This window comes from Defluviimonas salinarum (genome assembly GCF_026013545.1).
Lineage (GTDB): Bacteria > Pseudomonadota > Alphaproteobacteria > Rhodobacterales > Rhodobacteraceae > Albidovulum > Albidovulum salinarum.
In genome coordinates this window covers 42916-63902 of sequence record NZ_JAPDOG010000008.1, presented here as the reverse complement: position 1 = coordinate 63902, position 20987 = coordinate 42916, and the positions used below count along the sequence as shown (strand labels likewise).

15 protein-coding genes and 1 pseudogene are annotated in these 20987 nt (G+C 68.7%); 15 read left to right on the top strand and 1 reads right to left on the bottom strand.

Annotation, left to right across the window (positions count from 1 at the left end; translation table 11 throughout):
- Positions 1-58: 58 nt before the first annotated feature.
- The 5 genes from OM960_RS10525 to OM960_RS10505 all read left to right on the top strand — a co-directional run bounded on the left by OM960_RS10525 (position 59) and on the right by OM960_RS10505 (position 6831).
- The gene (locus OM960_RS10525) at positions 59-1381 is read left to right on the top strand and encodes a FliI/YscN family ATPase (RefSeq protein ID WP_264771926.1); all 1323 of its coding nucleotides are present in this window, start codon (positions 59-61) and stop codon (positions 1379-1381) included.
- Positions 1382-1952: 571 nt separating this feature from the next.
- Entirely contained in the window at positions 1953-3572 is a 1620-nt protein-coding gene (locus tag OM960_RS10520; protein WP_264771925.1) for an OpgD/OpgG family glucan biosynthesis protein, read from the top strand.
- The gene (locus tag OM960_RS10515) at positions 3569-3745 is read left to right on the top strand and encodes a hypothetical protein (protein ID WP_264771924.1); all 177 of its coding nucleotides are present in this window, start codon (positions 3569-3571) and stop codon (positions 3743-3745) included. Before OM960_RS10520 ends, OM960_RS10515 begins: the two co-directional genes overlap by 4 nt.
- 19 nt (positions 3746-3764) lie before the next feature.
- Positions 3765-5561: a glucans biosynthesis glucosyltransferase MdoH gene (gene mdoH, locus OM960_RS10510; RefSeq protein WP_264771923.1), complete on the top strand. Its 1797-nt coding sequence runs from the start codon at positions 3765-3767 to the stop codon at positions 5559-5561.
- Complete coding sequence (locus OM960_RS10505) at positions 5548-6831, top strand: OpgC family protein (RefSeq protein ID WP_264771922.1); 1284 nt, start codon at positions 5548-5550, stop codon at positions 6829-6831. The genes mdoH and OM960_RS10505 overlap by 14 nt, the downstream gene beginning before the upstream one ends.
- Before the next feature lie 136 nt (positions 6832-6967).
- Here the strand turns inward: OM960_RS10505 and OM960_RS10500 are convergent.
- Positions 6968-7519 (bottom strand): annotated as a pseudogene (locus OM960_RS10500) (IS5/IS1182 family transposase).
- Positions 7520-8034: 515 nt separating this feature from the next.
- On the opposite strand from OM960_RS10500, the gene OM960_RS10495 reads away from it, so the two are divergent.
- From OM960_RS10495 to OM960_RS10450, 10 genes are all read left to right on the top strand, one after another.
- Complete coding sequence (locus tag OM960_RS10495; protein WP_264771921.1) at positions 8035-9204, top strand: rhamnan synthesis F family protein; 1170 nt, start codon at positions 8035-8037, stop codon at positions 9202-9204.
- Positions 9205-9451: 247 nt separating this feature from the next.
- Complete coding sequence (locus OM960_RS10490) at positions 9452-10984, top strand: arylsulfatase (protein WP_354003553.1); 1533 nt, start codon at positions 9452-9454, stop codon at positions 10982-10984.
- A 62-nt stretch (positions 10985-11046) separates the two neighbouring features.
- A complete protein-coding gene (locus tag OM960_RS10485) occupies positions 11047-12762 on the top strand; it encodes an alkaline phosphatase family protein (protein ID WP_264771920.1) in 1716 nt (571 codons plus the stop codon).
- The gene (locus OM960_RS10480) at positions 12759-13739 is read left to right on the top strand and encodes an AAA family ATPase (protein ID WP_264771919.1); all 981 of its coding nucleotides are present in this window, start codon (positions 12759-12761) and stop codon (positions 13737-13739) included. The genes OM960_RS10485 and OM960_RS10480 overlap by 4 nt, the downstream gene beginning before the upstream one ends.
- The gene (locus OM960_RS10475) at positions 13739-14716 is read left to right on the top strand and encodes a DUF58 domain-containing protein (protein ID WP_263338176.1); all 978 of its coding nucleotides are present in this window, start codon (positions 13739-13741) and stop codon (positions 14714-14716) included. Before OM960_RS10480 ends, OM960_RS10475 begins: the two co-directional genes overlap by 1 nt.
- Positions 14713-15171, top strand: a complete 459-nt coding sequence (locus OM960_RS10470) for a DUF4381 domain-containing protein (RefSeq protein ID WP_264771918.1) — start codon at positions 14713-14715, stop codon at positions 15169-15171. The genes OM960_RS10475 and OM960_RS10470 overlap by 4 nt, the downstream gene beginning before the upstream one ends.
- Positions 15168-16172 carry a vWA domain-containing protein gene (locus OM960_RS10465; RefSeq protein ID WP_264771917.1) on the top strand — a complete coding sequence of 335 codons (1005 nt, stop codon included), beginning with the start codon at positions 15168-15170 and terminating at the stop codon, positions 16170-16172. The genes OM960_RS10470 and OM960_RS10465 overlap by 4 nt, the downstream gene beginning before the upstream one ends.
- Complete coding sequence (locus tag OM960_RS10460; RefSeq protein ID WP_264771916.1) at positions 16169-17713, top strand: vWA domain-containing protein; 1545 nt, start codon at positions 16169-16171, stop codon at positions 17711-17713. Before OM960_RS10465 ends, OM960_RS10460 begins: the two co-directional genes overlap by 4 nt.
- The gene (locus OM960_RS10455) at positions 17710-18969 is read left to right on the top strand and encodes a hypothetical protein (protein ID WP_264771915.1); all 1260 of its coding nucleotides are present in this window, start codon (positions 17710-17712) and stop codon (positions 18967-18969) included. The genes OM960_RS10460 and OM960_RS10455 overlap by 4 nt, the downstream gene beginning before the upstream one ends.
- Positions 18970-18980: 11 nt before the next feature.
- Positions 18981-20906, top strand: coding sequence for a multiheme c-type cytochrome (locus tag OM960_RS10450; protein WP_264771914.1), 1926 nt, complete (start codon positions 18981-18983; stop codon positions 20904-20906).
- The last annotated feature ends 81 nt before the right edge of the window (positions 20907-20987 follow it).

Below are 20987 nucleotides of genomic sequence, written 5' to 3'. Positions count from 1 at the left end.
CAATCAAGCCTTAACCCCGATTCCTTTAGAAACGGTTGCGGAACACAGGGAGGTCAGAATGGCGACACTCGGGCTCGACCGGCTCAGGGCGGAGATCGGCGGATGTGGCGCGCTGCGCCGGCTCGGGCGCATCCGCGAGATCGGCCGCGGCGTGCTCAAGGTGAGCGTTTGTGGCCCCGACTGGCGGCTTGGCGACCGGGTCCGGCTCGTCGAGGGCGCGGCGGTCGGCGGCGAGGTCGTGGCGCTCGATACGGACAGCGCGACGGTGCTGACCGACGGACCGGTCGACGGGGCGCGGATCGGTGACGGGGTGGAGCTGCTCGGCGCGGGCGGGATCGCGCCCGACGACAGCTGGATCGGACGTGTCCTCGATCCGTTCGGCCAGCCGATCGACGGCCGCCCGTTAATGCGCGGAGCAGAGGAAAGGGCCCTGCGTGCCGCGCCGCCAGCCCCGTCGCGGCGCCGCCGGCTCGGCGCGCGGCTGGAGACCGGGGCGGCGGTCTTCAACACGCTCCTGCCCTTGGTGCGCGGCCAGCGGATCGGGCTCTTCGCCGGCTCCGGCGTCGGCAAGTCCTCGCTCCTGGCGAAATTCGCCCGCGGAGTCGCAGCCGATGTGATCGTCATCGCCCTGATCGGCGAGCGCGGGCGTGAACTTCGCGACTTCGTCGAAGGCGTCCTCGGCCCCGACGGCATGGCGCGCAGCGTCGTCGTGGCCGCGACATCGGACCAGTCGCCGCTGATCCGCCGCCGCTGCGCCTGGGCAGCGATGACGGTGGCCGAGCACTTCCGCGACCGCGGCCTGCAGGTGCTGCTGCTCGCCGATTCAATCACCCGCCTGGCCGAGGCGCATCGCGAGGTGGCGCTTGCGTCGGGCGAGCCGCCCTCGCTGAGGGGCTTTCCACCCTCGACCTCGCACCTGATCATGTCGCTCGCCGAGCGCGCCGGGCCGGGGCTGGAGGGTGCGGGCGACATAACGGCGGTGTTTTCCGTCCTGGTCGCGGGCTCGGACATGGACGAGCCGGTCGCCGATATCCTGCGCGGTGTGCTCGACGGCCACGTCGTGATGGAGCGCGAGATCGCCGAGCGCGGCCGCTATCCCGCGATCAACCTGCTTCGGTCGGTCTCGCGTTCCCTGCCGCAGGCGGCGAGCGAGGCCGAGAACGCGCTCATCGCCCGCGCGCGGCGGCTGCTAGGCGCCTATGACCGGGCGGAGATGATGATCCAGGCCGGGCTTTACGTGAGCGGCTCCGATCCGCTCATCGACGCGGCGGTCAGGGTCTGGCCCACGCTCGACGCCTTTCTCTCGGAGGACGAGCCGGAGAGCATCGCGGCAAGCTTCGCGCGGCTGCGTCAGATCCTCGACCGGGCCGGGGCCGCGTGACGCAGTTGCAATCGCGACAACAGCCGACTCCCGAGGCCTCGTTCATGCGGAAGTGAACGCGCGAGCCGTCGCGGCAGCGCGCGATCGCGGAGAGTAGCCGCTCGGGCTTGTTCCCGGGGGCAGGCCGCGTCGATCCCAGGCCACGAGCATGGCTCCGGTTCCGCAAGGAGACCAACGACGGACAAATCAAGCCGCGTCATCGCTTGATCCGATTCTGATGGACGTCGAACTCCTGCGCCCAGCATGTGTCACCTCGCCCCGGTCCCGACGAGAGCTTTCTCCGTGCACCGGGCTGCGGTCGCCGCGCGACCGCCGCGCCACGGTATCAACCTGTTTCGCCGGGTCACCCCGCCGCAGCTCGGGCAAGACACAGACCCGGCGGTGCGGTTTTCTCGGATCCCGCTTGCCGGATCTGATACCGAGAGCGGGCTGAAGCCATGTTTTTGAGCAGGACGCCGCCGACAAATTGCACCGGCGTAGGAAAATGCACGCGTGCGTGATGTTCTCCCTCTTGCATTCTACGACGCAGCGAAGAAATACGGCGCTGAGTCAGGAAGTTGGGATGTGTTCCTTGGTCAGGCCGATTCGCGAAGTTCGCACCTGCAGCACGCGCCGCAAGCTCGTCACGGGCTTGCTGTCATCTGTCGCCCTGGCGGCACTGGCCCCTTCCTTGCCGGCCTTCGCCCAGGACAGCTCGACCGGGACCACCGGCACCGCGCCCGCGGGCGTGGCCTTCTCCTTCGACTGGCTGACCGGCGAGATGCGCGCCGCCGCCGCGGCCGCACCCAAGCCCGCGGAGGCCGTCGAAGGCTTCCTCGCCGAGTTTGACTACGACGACTACCAGCGGGTGGGCTTCCGCCGCGAGCGGACGAGATGGGCGGACCAGAAAAATGCGCCGTTCCACCTCAACGCCTTTCACCTCGGCTGGCTCTTCAACGAACCGGTCCACCTCTCCGAGGTGACCGAGGGCACCGCCACGCCGATGCGTTTCTCGACGGCCGATTTCGACTACGCCAACGTGAAGGCCGAGATCCCCGCCGACTTCGAGATGCCGGGCGTCGCCGGGTTCCGGCTCATGTCGCCGCTCAATCGCGCCGACCATTATGACGAGATCGCGGCCTTCCTCGGGGCGAGCTATTTCCGGGCGCTCGGACGCGACACCGTCTACGGTCTGTCCGCGCGCGGGCTGGCGGTCAATACTGGCATGTCGAGCGGCGAGGAGTTTCCCCGGTTCACCGACTTCTGGATCGAACGTCCCGCCCCCGGCGCCGACGAAGTCGTCGTCTACGCGGCGCTTCAGTCGAAATCGGTCACCGGCGCCTACCGCCTCGTCCTGAAGCCGGGCAGCACGACCGTCGTCGACGTGACCGCGCGGCTGTTCCTGCGCGAGGACGTGGAGCAGCTCGGGATCGCGCCGCTGACGTCGATGTTCCTGTTCGGCGGCGCCGATCCGGGCGCGTTCGACGATTTCCGCCCCGCGGTGCACGACAGCGACCACCTCGTGCTCAATACGCGGGACGGCGAGACCTTCGTCCGCCCGCTGGTGAATCCCGCCCAGCTCGGCAATTCCTACCTCGGCGCACAGAACCCCGCGTCCTTCGGGCTGATCCAGCGCGAGCGCGATTTCGACCAGTATCTCGACGCGCAGGCGCATTACGAGCGGCGCCCGTCGCTGATCGTGGAACCGCTCGGAGACTGGGGCCAGGGCTCGGTCCGGCTGCTGGAGATCCCGTCGGATCTCGAAGGCAACGACAACATCGTCGCCTACTGGGTTCCGGCCACGCCCGCCCGGAAGGGCGACAGCCTCGAAGTCTCCTATCGCCTGCACTGGGGCCTGTCCCCCGCCGGCGACCGTTCGAAGGAACGGGCGCGGATCCTGCGCACGCGGGTCGGCAAGGGCGGCGTCGCCGGCGTGTCCGGCACGACCGACGGGAAGAAGTTCGTCGTCGATTTCCGGGGCGGCCTGCTCGCTGACCTTCCGCGCGACGCGGACATCACCCCCAAGGTGACGGTCCTGCGCGGCGAGCTCACGCAGGCGATCCTGTCGCCGATCGCGGGCACGGGCGACTGGCGCCTCGTCATCGAAGCGGTGCCGGCGGGCGACCAGAACACGATGGAAATCCAAGCCGCCATTACCGGATACGGACAAAACCTGAGCGAGATATGGCTCTACCAGTGGGTGACCGAATGACCGAGACGTTGCATCAGGCACGAACCGAAACGGTCCTGATACCCGAAGACCCCCGGTTCTGGGGGCCGCCCGAGGCGCCGCTCGACATGCCGCGCCAGGAGCTCGAACGCCGCTCCGGCCGCTTCGAGTTCGCCCAGCTGTTCCGGCCGTTCCTGCCGGGTCAGCACATCTGACGCCCGGCGCGGGGCTGACGTGACATCACGGGCTCATCTCTCGCCGGACGCCGCCACGGTCCGGATCCGGGTGCTGGCGATCGGCTTCGCCACCACCGCCGCGATCGGTGCGTCGGTCCTCATCACGGATGCCGGTTTGCAGGACGGGTTCCAGGTCTGGGACGCCATTCGCACCGTCCTGATCCTGCTGACCACCGGCTGGCTGGCCTGGGGCGCGGCGCTGGCCCTGACCGGGCTCCGGCCGCGGCGGCGCTCCACCACGATCGCAGCGGTGAATTCGGACGCTGCGACCGTGGTGCTCGTCCCGATCTGCAACGAGGATCCGGTTGCGACCTTCGCGCGGATCGCCGCGATGGACCGCTCGATCCGGGACGCGGCGCTGAAGCTCGACATCGTGATCCTGTCCGACACGCGCTCCGCCGAGGGGCAGGCGGCCGAGCATGCGGCGTACCGCCTGCTGATCGCCGAAACCGGCGGCGCCGATCACATCTACTACCGCAACCGCAGCGACAACCGCGGGCGCAAGGCCGGCAACGTCGAGGATTTCATCCGCAGGTCCGGCGGCGCCTATGACTATGCGGTGACGCTCGACGCCGACAGCCTGATGTCCGGCGAGGCGCTCGCCGCGATGATCGCGCGCATGGATGCGGATCCGAAGCTTGGTCTCCTCCAGACCCTGCCGCGGATCATCGGCGCGCGCAGCTTCTTCGGCCGCGCGATGCAGTTCGCCGCGGCATTTCACGGCCCGGTCTTTACCCGCGGGCTCGAACGGATGCAGGGTGCGACCGGTCCCTACTGGGGCCACAACGCGATCATCCGCGTCAATGCCTTCGCCCAGTCCTGCGGCCTGCCGGAGCTGTCCGGCAAGCCGCCGCTCGGCGGTCACATCCTGTCGCACGACTACGTGGAAGCCGCCCTGCTGGCCCGGGGCGGCTGGCGCGTCCTCGTGGACAGCGGCATCGGCGGGTCCTACGAGGAGGGGCCGGAAAACATCCTCTCCTACGCCAAGCGCGACCGTCGCTGGTGCCAGGGCAACCTCCAGCACATGCGGCTTCTCTTCGCGCCGGGCCTGGCCGGATGGAGCCGTTTCGTCTTCGTCCAGGGCATCTTCGCCTATCTCGTCTCGGTCCTCTGGGGGGTGTTCCTGATCAGCACGGTGGCGGGTACCGTGCTGGCGCCCGAGCCGGACTACTTCCCCAACACATACCAGCTCTTCCCGGTCTTCCCGTCGGACCGCAGCCGCGAGATCACGGCCCTGGTGCTCGGCATCATCGGGCTGCTGATCATGCCCAAGTTCGCCATCCTGACGAAATCCGCCATCACCGGGCGCACCCGCGAGTTCGGCGGATCGGCGCGCGCGCTGGCGTCGGTGGCGGTCGAGATCCTGCTGACCTCGGCGCTCGCCCCGGTCATGCTGATGTTCCAGTCGCGCGCCGTCGTTCAGGTCCTTTCGGGGCAGGATGGCGGCTGGCCGGCCAATGCGCGCGGTGAGGGCGCGCTGACCTTCGCCGAGGCGGCAAGAGCCTCAGGCTGGATCGTGACGACCGGGCTCATCGTCCTCGGCCTGACGTGGCAGTTCGCGTCCGACCTGCTGCCGTGGCTGCTTCCGGTGGCGCTGCCGATGATCGCCGCACCGCTGCTGATCTCGTGGTCGTCGCAACCCGTCGGTGCGCGCCACTTCAGCGTTCCCGAAGAGACCACCGCGCCGCCGGTCCTCGCCAGCTTCCGCGAGATTCACGGTCGCTGGCTCGCAACCAGTCATGACTCAGCGGCCGCCGAGGCCCTGCCGAACGAGGCTCTTCATGTCCCAGCCTGACACGCAGACCGCAGGCCGCACCCGGCGCCCGCGTGATCCCCGGATCGACCTGTTCCGGGGCCTGCTCCTGGTGATGATCTTCATCGATCATGTGCCGGGCAACTGGTACGAATACCTCACGCTCCGCAACATCGGCTTCACCGACGCGGCCGAGAGCTTCTTCGCCATGTCCGGCATGGCCGCCGGGCTGGCCTATACCGCGGGCATCGTACGCTGGCGCGAGATCGGCGTCTGGTCCGGGATCGCTCCGGTCTGGAAGCGGGCCTGGGTGCTCTACCTGAGCCATGTCTTCCTGACCATGGCCGGCATTGCCATCTTCGCGGCGGCGGCCGAGGCGTTCGGACTGACCGAACTTCTGACCAAGAACAACCTGCGGCAGGTGTTCGAGAACACGTCCCAGGCCCTGCTCGGCATCGTGACGATGGGGCACCAGATCGGCTATGTGAACATCCTGCCGGCCTATTCGGTGCTGCTCCTCGCCGCGCCTTTCGCGATCCATCTGGCCTTGCGCTCTCCGCTTGCACTGCTGGCCGGCTCGCTTGCGCTGTGGTTCGCCACCGGGCTCTTCCGCCTCAACATCCCCGCCTATCCCAACCCCGGCGGCTGGTTCTTCAACCCCTTCGCTTGGCAGCTCATCTTCACCATCGGGCTCCTGACGGGCGTCGCCCTGCGCGACGGCGAGCGGTTCGTGCGCAAGAGCCGGGTGTTGTTCGCTCTGGCGGCAGGCTGGCTCGTCTTCGTGTTTGCCTGGCGCTATGTGCCGGAGGTCGGATCGACCATGAACGGCTTCATGGCGCGGCTGCAGTCCGTCGGGCTGCCGTTCCACATCACCTCCCACGACAAGACCTATCTGCCGATGCTGCGCCTCCTGCACGTCCTGGCGCTCATCTACGTCATCTCGTGCCTGCCGGTCATCGCGCGGCTCAGTGCCCACAGGTTCGCCGAGCCGCTGCGCCTGATGGGCCGCCAGGGACTTCTGGTCTTCTCCGCGGGCACGCTGCTGTCACTCGCAGGGCAGGCGTTGCTCCGCTATTTCGACGGTGTGGCACTCGTGCCGTGGCTTTACATCCCGGCCGGAACGCTTGCGCTCTGGGGCATCGCCTGGCTCGGCGACTGGAAACGGCGCGCAAGTCAGCCTGCGGGGCAACCACCCCTCGCAAAGGACGAACCGCTTATCAAAGCGCCGTCGTGTCAGCGGCGCTCCGATAAGCGCGGACACGCCTCACCCGATGCAATTACCGGATTCGATGTTCCGGTGGCGGCCGAATAACCCTGCGGGCAGATGCGTTCGTTCTGAGCAACGCGATCCGACGGCTTGGCGAGCGAGATCGCATGGCTTCGGGGCACTCATGACGGCAGAGCGCGAGCCGGTCAGGACATCCACCTGTTCCGGAGTCGAAGCCGGGTCATGTTGACGAACGGCGGAGCCATAGGCGCATCGGCGTGATGTCGTTGAGGTCGTGGACGCTTTCCGCCGCTTTGCCGCATGTGTGGCCACTCGTCAGGCGTTTTCCCGCATTTCGAAGGAGCGCTCGACCAGGTTGCGCAGATCCGAAAGTCGACGACGCGCAGCTTGCGGGTCATCCGCATGGGGATCACCGGCGCCTAGTTGCACACCCCCTTGATCTTGCGAACGTCGTCAGAGAAATAGCCACGGTCGCCGAGTGTGACGCAGGGCTCGGGCACTAACCCGGCCTCATTCGTGCGTCCATGATCCGCTCCCGCTGCCCCCGCCCGCGTCCGGCGCCGGAACTGACGACAGACCGACGACCGCATGCCGGACTCCTCGGCCAAACCGCGCCGCGGCGAACCGGTGTGTGCGATCCAGGTATCCCGTCCAGAACAAGACGATTGTTCGCGGGTTTGCACCCATTCGGGGCACGGGCGGCAAGGATGAAGCGCTCGTGTAACGCCCGCACCTCGTCAGGCATCAGCTCTCGTGCCTGGCTTGTCCCCACTGCGGATGCCGGCTTGCGCGACGATCATGGCGCCATGTGAGTCCCATTTGTCGACACGGCCTAGTATGACGGCCGCGCGGCTCGCCACGCCCGCGCCTCCCGTGGGGACGCCACCGCGGCTCCTCCTTTTCTTGGCCGTCCCTGCGACAATGTCCGCCTACATCATCACGGTATCGGAATGAGCATGCGAGACCGCAGCCTGTCTTCCGATCGCCGGCTTGATGCCGGTGTCGATCTGATTGGTGTTGGCGAGGCGAGTGGTTTCCAACGCCCCTTCATGTTATTCGCACAGCTCTCTGCGAGACAGGTGCCGATCATGTCTTTGCGAGCGGCCCCTCATTCGGCTGACCAATGCCAAGAAACCACGCGTGCGGGCTCGTCACGGTGGTTCTCCGGCTCGTCGCGTTGCAAATTGCCCTTGCGCCGGGCGGGCCGGTTCCTCATCTAACAGCCGGGTGGGCGCGCCGCCCGCGCGGGGGCGAACCCCGCGCGTGATCGAGGAGCTTCGGGACATCTTGGGACGCAAAGCCAGTCAGCTGCCGTTCTGGAAGATCGGGCGCGAGTTGCGTCGCTTCGTTCGTCAGACGCGCGCGGCACCCGGCGCTCTGGCGACCTATCTCTTCGCGGCGAAATATTACGATCTCGCGCTGGCGGGCCAGATCCGCAGGACCGCGGGCGCGGTGCCGGCCACTGCGAAAGTCGCGATCTATCTGATCTATCCCAATCACGGGCTCCAGGCCTCGCATCTGCGCAGTCTCGAATACCTTGCGTCGAAGGGCTATGCGCCGGTCGTCGTGTCGAACCTCGCGCTCGAGGCCGCCGACCGCGACCGGGTCCTGCCGCTCTGCCATCTCTGCATCGAACGGCCGAACTTCGGCTACGACTTCGGCGGCTATCGCGACGGGGTCCACGCGGTCGCGGCCGGGGTCGCGACGCTCGACCGGCTGCTCCTGATCAACGATTCCACCTGGTTCGCCCTGCCCGGCCGCAACGACTGGCTCGACGAGGCGGAGGGGCTGAACGTCGATCTCGCGGCCGCCGCGTCGAACTTCGGCATTCCGCGTGTCGATCCGGCAGAGTTCCAGAGCATCGAGTGGAATTACCGCACCAGCCACCGGAACTTCCATTTCTGCTCCTTCGCGCTCCTCTTCGGCAACCGGGTTCTCGCCGATCCCGACTTTCTGCGGTTCTGGCGGAACTTCCCGCTGACCAACCGCAAGAACCGGACCGTGCGGCGCGGCGAGATCGGGCTCAGCAAGTGGATCCTGTCGCGCGACTTCAGCCACGGCGTCACCTGCGACCTGACACGCCTCGATGCGGAACTGGCAGCCCTCGACGATGCCCGGCTGCGCGAGATCGCGGACAACCTGATCGTGCCCGAGGACCGGCGCATGCTCGCGGTCAAGCACGCGGCGCTGAAGGGAAGGCCCGGCCGGCAGGACCTGATCCGGCTGATCCTGACCGGCGTCGCGCGGCAGGGATCGAGCTATGCACTGGCCGACTTCACCATCAACGAATGCGGCTTTCCGTTCCTCAAGAAGTCGCCGGTCTGGCTGAGCCGCGAGTCGTCCGACATCACGCTGCGCCTCGCGGCGAACCTGCCGGGAGAGGCCGGGGCGGAAATCCTCGCGGAGGCGCAGGCGCTCAGGCGCGCGCGGGTGCCGGAGTTCGACCGGCCCGCGTGAGCGGCCTCAACGACCGGCCGGCCGGTGCCCGGCTGGCAATCCTGATCCTTGATCTCATGCGATGACCCTGCCGAGGGCAGCGATGTCTGCAAAATTGTCCAGATTCAGGGGCATGGCAGCACCTTCCGTTGCGGCAGGAAGGTGTCCGAAAGGCGGCAAACGGGGTTGTGCGACTCGGCCCTCCACTATTACGCTTCGCGCACAATTACGAAAATCAACGGAGACAAAAGAACAGGGAGGAAAGGAATTGAAGAGATTTGTTTTTGCGGTGGCGGCGATGATGGCGGCCGGGCCGGCCTTGTCTCAGGACGCCAAGCCTCTGAATTTTCTCATGATCTGGGGAGATGATGTCGGGTACTGGAACATCTCGGCCTACAACCAGGGCATGATGGGCTATGAGACCCCGAACATCGACCGGATCGCAAACGAAGGCATGCTCTTCACGCATGCCTATGGCGAACAGTCCTGCACCGCCGGCCGGGCGGCTTTCATCACCGGGCAATCCGGTTTCCGCACCGGGCTTCTGAAAGTCGGCCTGCCGGGCGCGAAGGAGGGCATGGACCCGCGCGATCCCACGATCGCGGAATACGTCAAGTCCAAGGGCTACATGACCGGCCAGTTCGGCAAGAACCACCTCGGCGATCTTGCCGAGCACATGCCGACGAACCACGGCTTCGACGAGTTCTTCGGCAATCTCTACCATCTGAACGCCGAAGAGGAGCCGGAGAACGAGGACTATCCGCAAAGCGACGAGTTCCGCCAGAACTTCGGTCCGCGCGGAGTCATCCGGGCGACTGCCGACGGCCAGGAGGAGGACACCGGACCGCTCACGCGCAAGCGCATGGAAACGATCGACGAGGAAGTCACGACCGGCGCGCTCGACTTCATCGACCGTGCGGTCGCGCAGAACAAGCCCTTCTTCCTGTGGTACAACACCACGCGCATGCACATCTTCACGCATCTGAAGGAGGAAAGCCGGGGCGTGACCGGGCTCGGCATCTATCCCGACGGCATGGTCGAACACGATGGCATGGTCGGCCAGATGCTCGACAAGCTCGACGCGCTGGGGATCGCCGACAACACGGTCGTCATGTACTCGACCGACAACGGCGCCGAGGTCTTCTCCTGGCCCGACGGCGGAGCGACACCGTTCAAGGGTGAGAAGAACGACAACTGGGATGGCGGATTCCGGATTCCGCTTCTGGTCAAGTGGCCGGGCGTTATCGAACCGGGCCGGCGCTCGAACGCGACGATCAGCCATCTCGACTGGTTCCCGACCATCATGGCTGCGCTCGGCGATCCGGACATGAAGGAGAAGATGCTCCAGGAAACGCCGTTCGGCGAGGAAAACACCAAGGTCCATCTCGACGGCTACAACTTCCTGCCCTACTTCGCGGGCGAGACCGACAAGGGCCCGCGGCGCGAGTTCTTCTACTTCTCGGACACCGGCGACCTGCTCGCCATGCGCTACGACCAGTACAAGGTCGTCTTCGCCGAGCAGCGCGCCGAAGGCTTCGAGGTCTGGGAGGAGCCCTTCATCTTCCTGCGCCTGCCTAAGCTGATCAACCTCCTGTCCGACCCGTTCGAGCGCGCGATCGAGGAATCGATCTACTATTCGGACTGGCGGCTGCGGCGCGCCTATGTGCTCGCTCCGGCACAGGCCTTCGTCGGGGCGTTCCTGCAGACCTTCGTCGAATATCCGCCGCGGCAGACGCCGGGCAGCTTCTCGATCGACCAGGTGATGCGGAAGCTTCAGGACGGCGGCACCGCGTCCAACTGACGGGAATAGTGCGGGGCCGCGTCTGGGCGCGGCCCCGCCCTCTCAGGAGAGGGCAGACAATCATGAGGACGAGCTATTGCGCGGCCCTTCTGGGCACGCTTCAGATCGCCGTTGCGGCACAGGCGCAGGAAGCGCCGCCCTTGGTGCTCCAGATCACCGTCGACCAGTTCCGGGGCGACCTGATCGATCGCTACGGACGCCACCTCGGCGACGGCGGTTTCCGCTACCTGCTGGATCACGGCGTCCATTTCGCCAACGCGCATCACCGGCACGCAAATACCGAGACGATCGTCGGCCACACGACGCTGGCGACCGGCACCGATCCCGCGATCCACGGCATGGTGGCGAACCTGTGGTTCGACCGCGTCGCCGGAACCCAGTTCTACAACGTGCAGGACCCTGATTTCCCGCTCGTCGGCGCCGCCGGTGTGGACGCCTCGGCCGAGATCGACCCGACGCAACGCGCCGCCACGACCGACGGCCGCTCGCCGCGCAACATCCTGACCTCCACGGTCGCGGACGAGATCGCGCTTCATTTCGGGCCTGCGTCGAAGGTCTTCGGCGTCTCGGTCAAGGATCGCGGCGCGATTTCGATGGCCGGCCATGCCGGCACCGCCTACTGGTTCTCCAAGTCCGAGGGCAGGTTCGTCAGCAGCACCTTCTACCTCGACGCCTACCCCGAATGGATCGCAGAATGGGAGGCGAAGGGCACCGTCGCGGGCTATGCCGGGCAGAGCTGGGAGCTTTCGGCCGCGCCCGAGACCTACATGTTCGGCACGAGCGACGACCAGCCCTGGGAGACCGACTTCCCCGGCTTCGGGCGCACCTTTCCGCATGCCTGGGGCGAGGCGGACAACCGCTATTTCACGACGCTCCTGACGCTCAGCCCGGCGGGCGACGAGATCACGGTGGACTTTGCCAAGTCGCTGATCGACGCCGAGGGGCTCGGGCAGGACGCGGTGCCGGACTTCCTCGCGGTGAGCCTGTCCTCGACGGACTATGTCGGGCACCTCTTCGGCCCGTCCAGCCTCGAAGCCGAGGACAACTTCGCGCGTCTGGACCGGACGCTCGCCAACCTCCTCGCCCATGTGGACGAACGCGTCGGGCTCGACCGGACGCTGATCGTGCTGTCGGCCGATCACGGCGCACCCGAGCATCCGGGCTATCTCGCGACGCTGGGGATCGAGGCGGGAACCTTCGATTTCGAGCGGGTGGACACGGAGCCCGGCTTCGTGCGGCTGCGGGCGGAATTCGGGGAAAGCCGGGATCTGATCCTCAACTACTCGAACCCCTACCTTTACCTCAACACGGCGGCGATCGCGGCGCGGGGACTCGACAAGGCCGAGGTCGAGCGGGTCGTGGCCGACGAGCTGGAGAAGCTGCCGGGCATCGCCTACGCGATCCCAAGCTCGGCGCTGCGCGAGGGCGCGGTCCCGCGCGGCAAGATCCAGGACGCGGTGCTCGCGAACTTCAACCCGGACCGGTCGGGCGATATCTACGTCGTCTTCGATCCGCACTGGTTCATCGCCGATTTCGACGGGCTCACGGTCGCCTCGGCGCATGGCTCGCCCTGGACCTACGACAGCCACGTGCCGATCCTCGTCGCCGGCCCCGGAATCGCGCCGGCGCGGGTCTCGCGCAGGGTCGAGACCGTCGATGTCGCCCCGACCATCGCCGCCTATCTCGGCGCCAAGCCGCCCTCGGGCGCATTGGGACTGCCGCTGACGGAGGCGCTGCCGGCGTCCGGCGACGGAACGGCGAAGGCGACGGCAGAATGACGGCGCGCGACGCAATCGAAGAGCTCCGCGCCCGGATGGGTCAGGCCATTATCGGCCAGCGCGACGTCATCGAGCGGCTGCTGATCGGGCTTCTGGCGAACGGCAACCTTCTGGTCGAGGGCCTGCCCGGTCTCGCCAAGACGCGCGCGATCAAATCGCTCGCGAAGAACCTCGACTGCGATTTCTCGCGCATCCAGTTCACGCCCGACCTCTTGCCATCGGACGTGACCGGCACCGAGGTCTACCATCAGGCCGAGGGCGCGGCCGAGTTCCGCTTCGAGCCGGGACCGATCTTTGCCAATCTCGTCCTTGCGGACGAGATCAACCGGGCGCCCGCCAAGGTGCAGGCCGCGCTTCTCGAGGCGATGGAAGAGCGGCAGGTGACCGTGGCCGGCACCACCCACCGGATGCCGCCCCTGTTCATGGTCATGGCCACCCAGAACCCGGTGGAGCAGGAGGGCACCTATCCGTTGCCCGAAGCGCAGATGGACCGGTTCCTGATGCATGTCCTCATCGAGTATCCGCCAGTGGAGGACGAGGTGGAGGTGATCCGGCTGGTGCGCGGCGAGGAGATCGCGACCCAGTCGAAGGAGAAGCCGAAGGAGAAGCCGGCGCCGATCTCGCAGGAGGTGATCTTCGCGGCCCGCCGCGAGATCGGCGCGATCCATGTCGCCCCGGCGATGGAGAGGTACATGGCCGATCTGGTCAACGCGACCCGCCACCGGGAGGGCTACGGCGACGATCTCAAACGCTGGATCGAGGTCGGCGCGAGCCCGCGCGCCTCGCTGGCGCTCGATCGCTGCGGGCGCACCCATGCCTGGTTGAACGGCCGCGACTATGTCGACCCCGAGGACGTGCGCGCGATCGCGCGCGAGGTGCTGCGCCACCGGATGATGCTGACCTACGAGGCGCAGGGCGAAGGCGTGAGCGCCACCCGCGTCGTCGAGGAGCTGATCGCGCAGGTGGCGCTGCCCTGATGCGCGACCTCGCCGCCCGGAGCCGAACCGCCACCCTGCCGGGCCATCCGGCACCCGAAGGCGACACGCGGATCCGGACGAACCTGCCGCATCTGCTCTCGCTCGAAGCCCGGTCGCGGGCGCTCAGCTTCCTGCCGCGCCAGCCCGCCCGCTCGGTGTTGAACGGCCGCCACGCCTCGCGGCTCCGGGGGCGCGGGCTCAGTTTCGAGGAACTGCGCGGCTACCTGCCCGGAGACGATGTCCGCTCCATCGACTGGAAGGTGACGGCGCGGACCGGCGAGCCTTATGTGCGGGTGATGACCGAGGAGCGCGACCGCCCGGCGCTGATCGTCGTCGATCAGCGGATGTCGATGTTCTTCGGCTCCCGGCTCAACATGAAGTCGGTGACGGCGGCGGAGGCCGCCGCGCTGACGGCGTTTCGCATCCTCGACCAGGGCGACCGGGTCGGCGGGATCGTCTTCGGCGACGCGACCCTCGCCGAGATCCGGCCGCAGCGCAGCCGCGCCGCGCTTAGGCGGTTCCTGACCGCGATCGCGGATGCGAACGGGCTTCTCAGCGCCGACGCGCCGGCGGTGGAGGCGATGCCGCTGTCGAGGATCCTGCGCGCGACCGCGCGGATCGCACCGAAGAACCACCTCGTGATCGTGCTCTCGGACTTCGACGGCGTCGACGATGAGGCCGAGCGCCTCGTCTCCGGCCTTGCCCGGCGCAATGACCTGATCCTCGGGCTCGTGACCGATCCGATGGCACATGACCTGCCCGAGGGGCTGCGGCTCGTCGTCTCGGATGGCACGCTCCAGGCCGAGATCGACACCGGCGACAAGGCGCGGCACCGCGCGCTTTCGGAGATGGCCGAGGGGCGGCTCGCGACGGTGCTCGACTGGCAGAGGAAGTACGGCCCCCCGGTCCTGCCGCTTTCGACGGGCGAGGAGACCTTGCCGCAGATGCGCCGGCTCATGGGGCTCGGGCCGCGATGAACGGCGAAGACGCGAACGTGAACCTCGTGGACCTGATGGGCCGGTTGATCGAGCCCGAGGTCCCGGCCCCCGTCTCGCTGGTGCCGCAGACCGCGGGATGGTGGGTGCTTGGCGCGCTTGTTCTCACGGCGCTCGCCTACGCGCTCTGGCGGGGATGGCTCCATTGGCGCGCGAACGCTTATCGGCGAACCGCGCTCGCCGCGCTCGCCACCGCCGGGAACGATCCCGCCGCGATTGCGGCGATCCTGCGCCGGACCGCTTTGGCCGCCTATCCACGGCGCGAGGTGGCGGGCTTGGCGGGGCCGGATTGGGTCGCGTTCCTGAACGCGACGGGCGGCTTTCCCGAAGCCCTCGGCCCCGCCCTTATCCGCGCGCCCTATGCGCGCGAGGCCGGGGCGGCGGATCTTCGCGCCGCCGCGATACGGTGGATCCGCGGGCACCGGAGGGCGTCGTGATCCAGCTCGCATTGCCCTGGGCGCTGATCCTCCTGCCCCTGCCCTACCTCGTCTGGCGCTTCGCGCCGCCCTACCGGCGGCGCGTCGAGGGGCTGCGCTTTCCCTTCTTCCGCCGCATTGCCGAAGCCGCCGGGGCGGAGCCGAAACCGGGCGCGGTGGTGCTTGCGCGCTCACGGTTGCAGATGGCGGCGGCGGTCATCGTCTGGGCGCTGGTCGTCCTCGCGCTCGCGCGGCCGGAACGGGTCGGCGCGCCGGTCGAGCGGGTGAAGGCGGCGCGCGACGTGGTGCTCGCGATCGACATTTCGGGCTCGATGGGCACGCAGGATTTCCAGACGCCCGACGGCGAGCGGCTGCAGCGGCTTGCCGCGGTGAAGCAGGTGGTGGCAGAGTTCCTCGCCGGGCGCGAGGGCGACCGGGCCGCGCTCATCGTTTTCGGCTCAAAGGCCTATGTCCAGGCGCCGCTCACCGAGGATCTCGACACGGTTTCCGGCCTCCTGGGCCAGACCAGCGTCGGCATGGCGGGGCCGCATACCGCGCTCGGAGATGCCATCGGCCTCGCGATCCGGACCTTCGAGGCCTCCGAGATCGAGCAGCGGCTGCTGATCCTCCTGTCCGACGGATCGGACACGGCCTCGGCGATGTCTCCAGTCAACGCCGCCGAGATCGCCGCGAGCCGGGGCGTGGCGATCTATGCCATCGGCGTCGGCGATCCTGAGGCGCGGGGCGAGGCGCGGGTGGATCTCGGCGCATTACGGGACATCGCCGCGCGCACGGGAGGCGCCTATTTCTTCGCCGACGACGTCGCGGCGCTGGGCACCGTCTACGACCGGATCGACACCCTCGCCCCGCGTGAGACCCAGACGCTGTCCTACCGCCCGCGCCAGTCCCTCGCCCATTGGCCGCTGGGACTGGCTGCGCTGATCGCGCTCGGGGCGGTTGCGGTGCTGCACCTGCGCCCGCGCCTTGGCGCCGGGCCCGCGACGGAGAGGAGGTCGGCATGACGGGCTTCGACCTCGCGCTCGAGGCGTTCCACTTCCTGCGGCCGCTGTGGCTGCTGGCGCTCCTGCCGATCGCGGCGCTCTGGTGGTCGGTGCGGCGCGGCGCGACGCGGCGGCCGCCGGTGCGGACCGGGATCGCCCCGCATCTCGGCGCGGCGCTCACCGTCGGCGGCGACAGCCGGCTGCGGATCCTGCCGATCGACGGCGCCGCGCTCGCGATGGCGCTCTTGTGCCTCGGGGCGGCCGGGCCGACCTGGTCGCGCCAGCCGGACCCGTTCGTGGCGCAATCGGCCGCCCTCGTTGTCGCCCTGAAGGTGACGCCGTCGATGGAGGCGGCGGACATCGCGCCCTCGCGGCTGGAACGCGCCAAGCAGAAGATCCGCGACCTGCTCGACCTCCGCTCCGGGGCGCGCACGGCTCTGGTAGCCTATGCGGGCAGCGCCCACGGCGTCGTGCCGATGACGGAGGATCCCGGCGTGATGCTGCCCTATCTCGAGGGGCTCGCGCCGGAGGTGATGCCCGAGGAGGGCAACCGCGCGGCCTCGGCGGTGACGCTGGCCCAAGGCCTTCTCGCGGGCGAGGAGGGGCCGGGCGCGGTCCTTTTCGTCGCGGACGCGCTCGATCCCGCCGACGCGGCGAGCCTTGAGGCGGCCGGCTCTGCGATCATGCTTGCCATGCTCCCGGCCGGTCAGGGCGATGCCGGTTTCGACCGGCTGTCCGCCGTGCCGGTCCTGCCGGTCACCCCCGATCAGGCGGATGTCGTGCGGATCGACCGGATGCTCGACGCGGCGCAGGCGCGGGCCGCGCTGGAGAACAGCGAGCTGCCGTGGCGGGACCGGGGCGCCTGGCTCGCCTGGCCGGCGGCGCTGCTGACGCTGCTCTGGTTCCGGCGCGGATGGACGATGCGCTGGGTCGTGCTTGCCGCGCTCGCGCTGTGCCTTCCCGCGCACCGGGCGCAGGCGGACGGCATCGCCGACTGGTTCTTCACGCCCGACCAGCAGGGCCGCCTCGCCTTCGAGCGCAACGATTTCTCTGCCGCGGCAGAGGCCTTCATCGACCCGCTCTGGCGCGGCTACGCACTTTACCGGTCGGGCCAGTACGAGGCGGCGGTCGAGGTGCTTGCGCGGGTCGAGACCGCCGACGCGGCTTTCATCAAGGGCATGGCGCACATGAAGTCGCGCGGCTACCGGGACGGCGTGCGCGCCTTCGAGACCGCGCTCGCGCGCGACCCCGACCATGCCGCCGCCGCGGAGAACCTCGCCGTGGCGAAGGAGATCGTCGACTACGTCGAGCGCGTGCGCGAACAGTCCGACACCGGCGAGGAACAGGGGATCGGCGCCGACGAGGTGGTGTTCGACAATGAATCGGGACGCGGCGCGGAGACGGAGATCGAAGCCACCGAGGAGGGACCCGGCGAGGGCATGCTGACTGCGGAAGCCTGGATGAACACGGTGGACACCCGCACGGGCGACTTTCTCAGGAGCCGGTTCCTGCTGGAGTCGCTCGCCGCTGCCGGTGAGGCCCAAGGGGAGGCGCCGGAATGATGCGCGTCATCCTTCTGCTGTTTGCTTTGGCCCTTCCCGCCTCCGCACAGGAGGGCCCGGTCCTTGAGATGGAATTCGACGAGACGGCGGCGATCCCGGGCCAGCCGCTGTCGCTTCGGCTGACGGTTCTGGTGCCGACCTTCCTGCCCGATCCGCCTGCCTGGCCCGCGATGGAAATCCCGAACATCCGGGTCCGGATGGCATCGAGCGGGCCGACGAGCCGCCGGATCGACGGCGCGACCTGGGCGGGCGTGAGCCGGCGCTACCTGCTCACGCCGATGATCGCCGGCAATTTCGCGCTGCCGGCGCAGGAAGTGGCCGTGAGCTGGGCCGATCCCGAAACGAACGCCGCGCGCGAGACCCTGCTCGCGACCGAGCCGATTGCCTTCTCGGGCGTCGTGCCCGCGGGGGCGGAGGGGCTTGACCCCTTCATCGCCGCCGATACGCTGACGATCGAGCAGAGCATCGAGGGTGAGACCGAGGGTTTGGCACCGGGTGACAGCGTGATCCGCAACGTGACGGTGATGGTTGGGGGCGCCTCGCCGATGTTCCTGCCCGTGCTGCTGCCAGCGCACGACATACCCGGCTTCCGCGCCTATGCCAAAGAGCCGGTCGTCGAGGAACGGGAGGAGCGCGGCGTCCTCTCGGGCACGCGAAAGGAAAGCGTGACGCTGATCGCGGAAGGCGGCGGGACCGGAGAGGCGCCGGCGATCATGCTCGACTGGTTCAACCTCGCGACCGGAGAGGTCGAGACCGCCCGCGCCGATCCTGTTCCGCTGTCCGTCGAAGGCCCGCCGGTGTCGCTCGCTCCCGTGGAGGCTCCACGCGACTGGCGCAGGATCGCGGGCGCGGCCCTTGCCGGCGCGGTCGGGCTCGCGCTCCTCGGGGTGGTGCTGCGCTGGCTCACGCCGGTCGTGCGCCACCGGGTGGCAGAACACCGCGCCCGATGGCTGGTGTCGGAACAAAGGGCCTGGCGAATGCTGACCCGGACCGTCCGCCGCCGCGACGACGCCGCGCTGCGGCCCGCGCTGGACGAGTGGGCATCGCGCCTTCCCGGCGCCGACCCGAGACGCGACCCGCGTGTCGGGGCCGCGCTCGCAGCCCTCGGGGCGGCGCGCTACGGACCGGCGGGCGCGGGGGCGCAGGACGGCTGGCGCGGGCTTGCCGGCATCCTGCCGTCGCTGCGGTACGATGCGCTCCGGCATCGAAGGAAGGTTCTCCTTCCCCCTCTCAACCCGGCTCCCGGCCGCTCGTGACAGGCAGTTCCATGCGATTGAGATTTGTTGCCATCGTTCTCACTTTGCTCGGCCTGCCCGCCGCGGCGCAGGTGCCGCCGGCCTATGTCGGGTCGGACACCTGCGCCGGGTGCCATGCCGACGAAACCGCGCGCTGGTCGGGCTCGCACCACGCGCTGGCCTGGACCGAGCCCTCGCCCGAGACGGTGATCGCGGATTTCGACGGCACCAGTTTCGCGCATGACGGCATGACGGCGCGGTTCCGGCTGGGGGCAGACGGCGGCTACTTCGTCGAGGTGACGGAGAAGGAAGGCAGCACGACCGAATACAGGGTCCATTCCGTCGCGGGGATCGAGCCCCTGCAGCAATATCTCCTCGAGACCGAGCCGGGCCGCCTGCAGAGCTTCGATGTCGTCTGGGACAGCGAGGCGCACCGCTGGTTCCATCTCTATCCCGATCAGGACCTGCCACCGGGCGACGGCCTGCACTGGACCGGGCCCTACAAGAACTGGAATGCCCGCTGCGCGGAGTGCCACGCCACGGGGTACCGCAAGAACTACGATCCGGCAAAGCGGAGCTATGCCTCGTTCGAGGCCGAGATCGGGGTCGGCTGCGAGGCCTGCCACGGGCCGGGCGAGGCGCATCTGGCCTGGGCCGCGGGAAAGGAGATCAAGGGGTACAGCCTCGACCTCGACGCGGTCGGCTTCTCGAAATCCTTCGCGACGACCGGTTCGATGATCCAGCAATGCGCCACCTGCCATTCGCGTCGCGAGGCCCTTGACGACCGCTCGCCCTATCCCGGCACGCCCTATCACCAGTCCTACAACCTCTCGCTGCTGCGGCCCGGACTTTACTACGCGGACGGCCAGTCGCAGGACGAGGTCTATGTCTACGGCTCGTTCCTGCAGTCGAAGATGTACGCGAAGGGCGTCGGCTGCGGAGACTGCCACGACCCGCATACGGCGGAGCTGGTGGCGGAGGGCAACGCGGTCTGCACCCGCTGCCACAACCCCTCGGGCAACCCGGACTTCCCGAGCCTTGAGCCGGCGGACTACGACAGCGCCGCGCACCACTTCCACGCGCCGGGCACGACGGCCGCCGAATGCAAGAGCTGCCACATGGTCGAGCGCGTCTACATGGGCAATGACTGGCGCGCCGATCATTCCTTCCGTGTCCCGCGGCCGGACCTCGCGGCCGAGACCGCTGCGCCCGACGCCTGCACGACCTGCCATCAGGACCAGACCGCCGGCTGGGCCGCCGAGCGGATCGCGGCCTGGTATCCGATGAGCAACAACCGCGGCCCACATTTCGGCAATGTACTCGCCCACGGCCGCGAGAATCCCACCGCCGCCGCCGGGGATCTCGCCGACCTCGCCGCCGACGAAAGCCAGCCCGGCATCGTCCGCGCCACCGCGCTCTGGCTTCTGGAAAATGCCGACGCGCCTGAGCCCGTGAACCGCCTCGCGACGCTGCTCGAGGACGACGATCCGCTCGTGCGGGCCGCCGCCCTGGGGCTCCAGATCAAGGCGCCGCCGCAGGAGCGGGTGATGCGGGTCATCGGGCTCCTGGGCGACCCGGTCCGGCCGGTGCGGATCGCGGCGGCGCGCGCGATGCTCGGCAGCCCGATCGTTCGATTGCCCGGCCAGGCACAGGCGGCGCTCGAGGCGGCGATGTCGGAATGGCAAGCGTCGCTCGCGAGCCGGCTCGACTTCCCGGAGACGCATCTGCAGCTCGCCGGGATGGCGCTGACGATGCGCTCCGTTGCCGGCGCCACGGCGGCGTTCCGCGAGGCGGTGCGGATGGACCCGCAGCGGAGCGACGCCTGGATCATGCTCGTCCGCCTCGCGGCGGCGACGGATGGGGCCGAAGCGGCGCGCGAGGTGCTGGACGAGGCGCTCTCGGCCGCACCCGAAGATCCGGGCCTTCTCCAGCTGGGCCGGGAACTGGCCGCGGATTAGGAAAGCGTTCCCGGGCGGCTCCGGCCGGGAACGTACATCCGCCATGTCCGGGTGCGAAGACTCATGAGGGCAACAGACAAG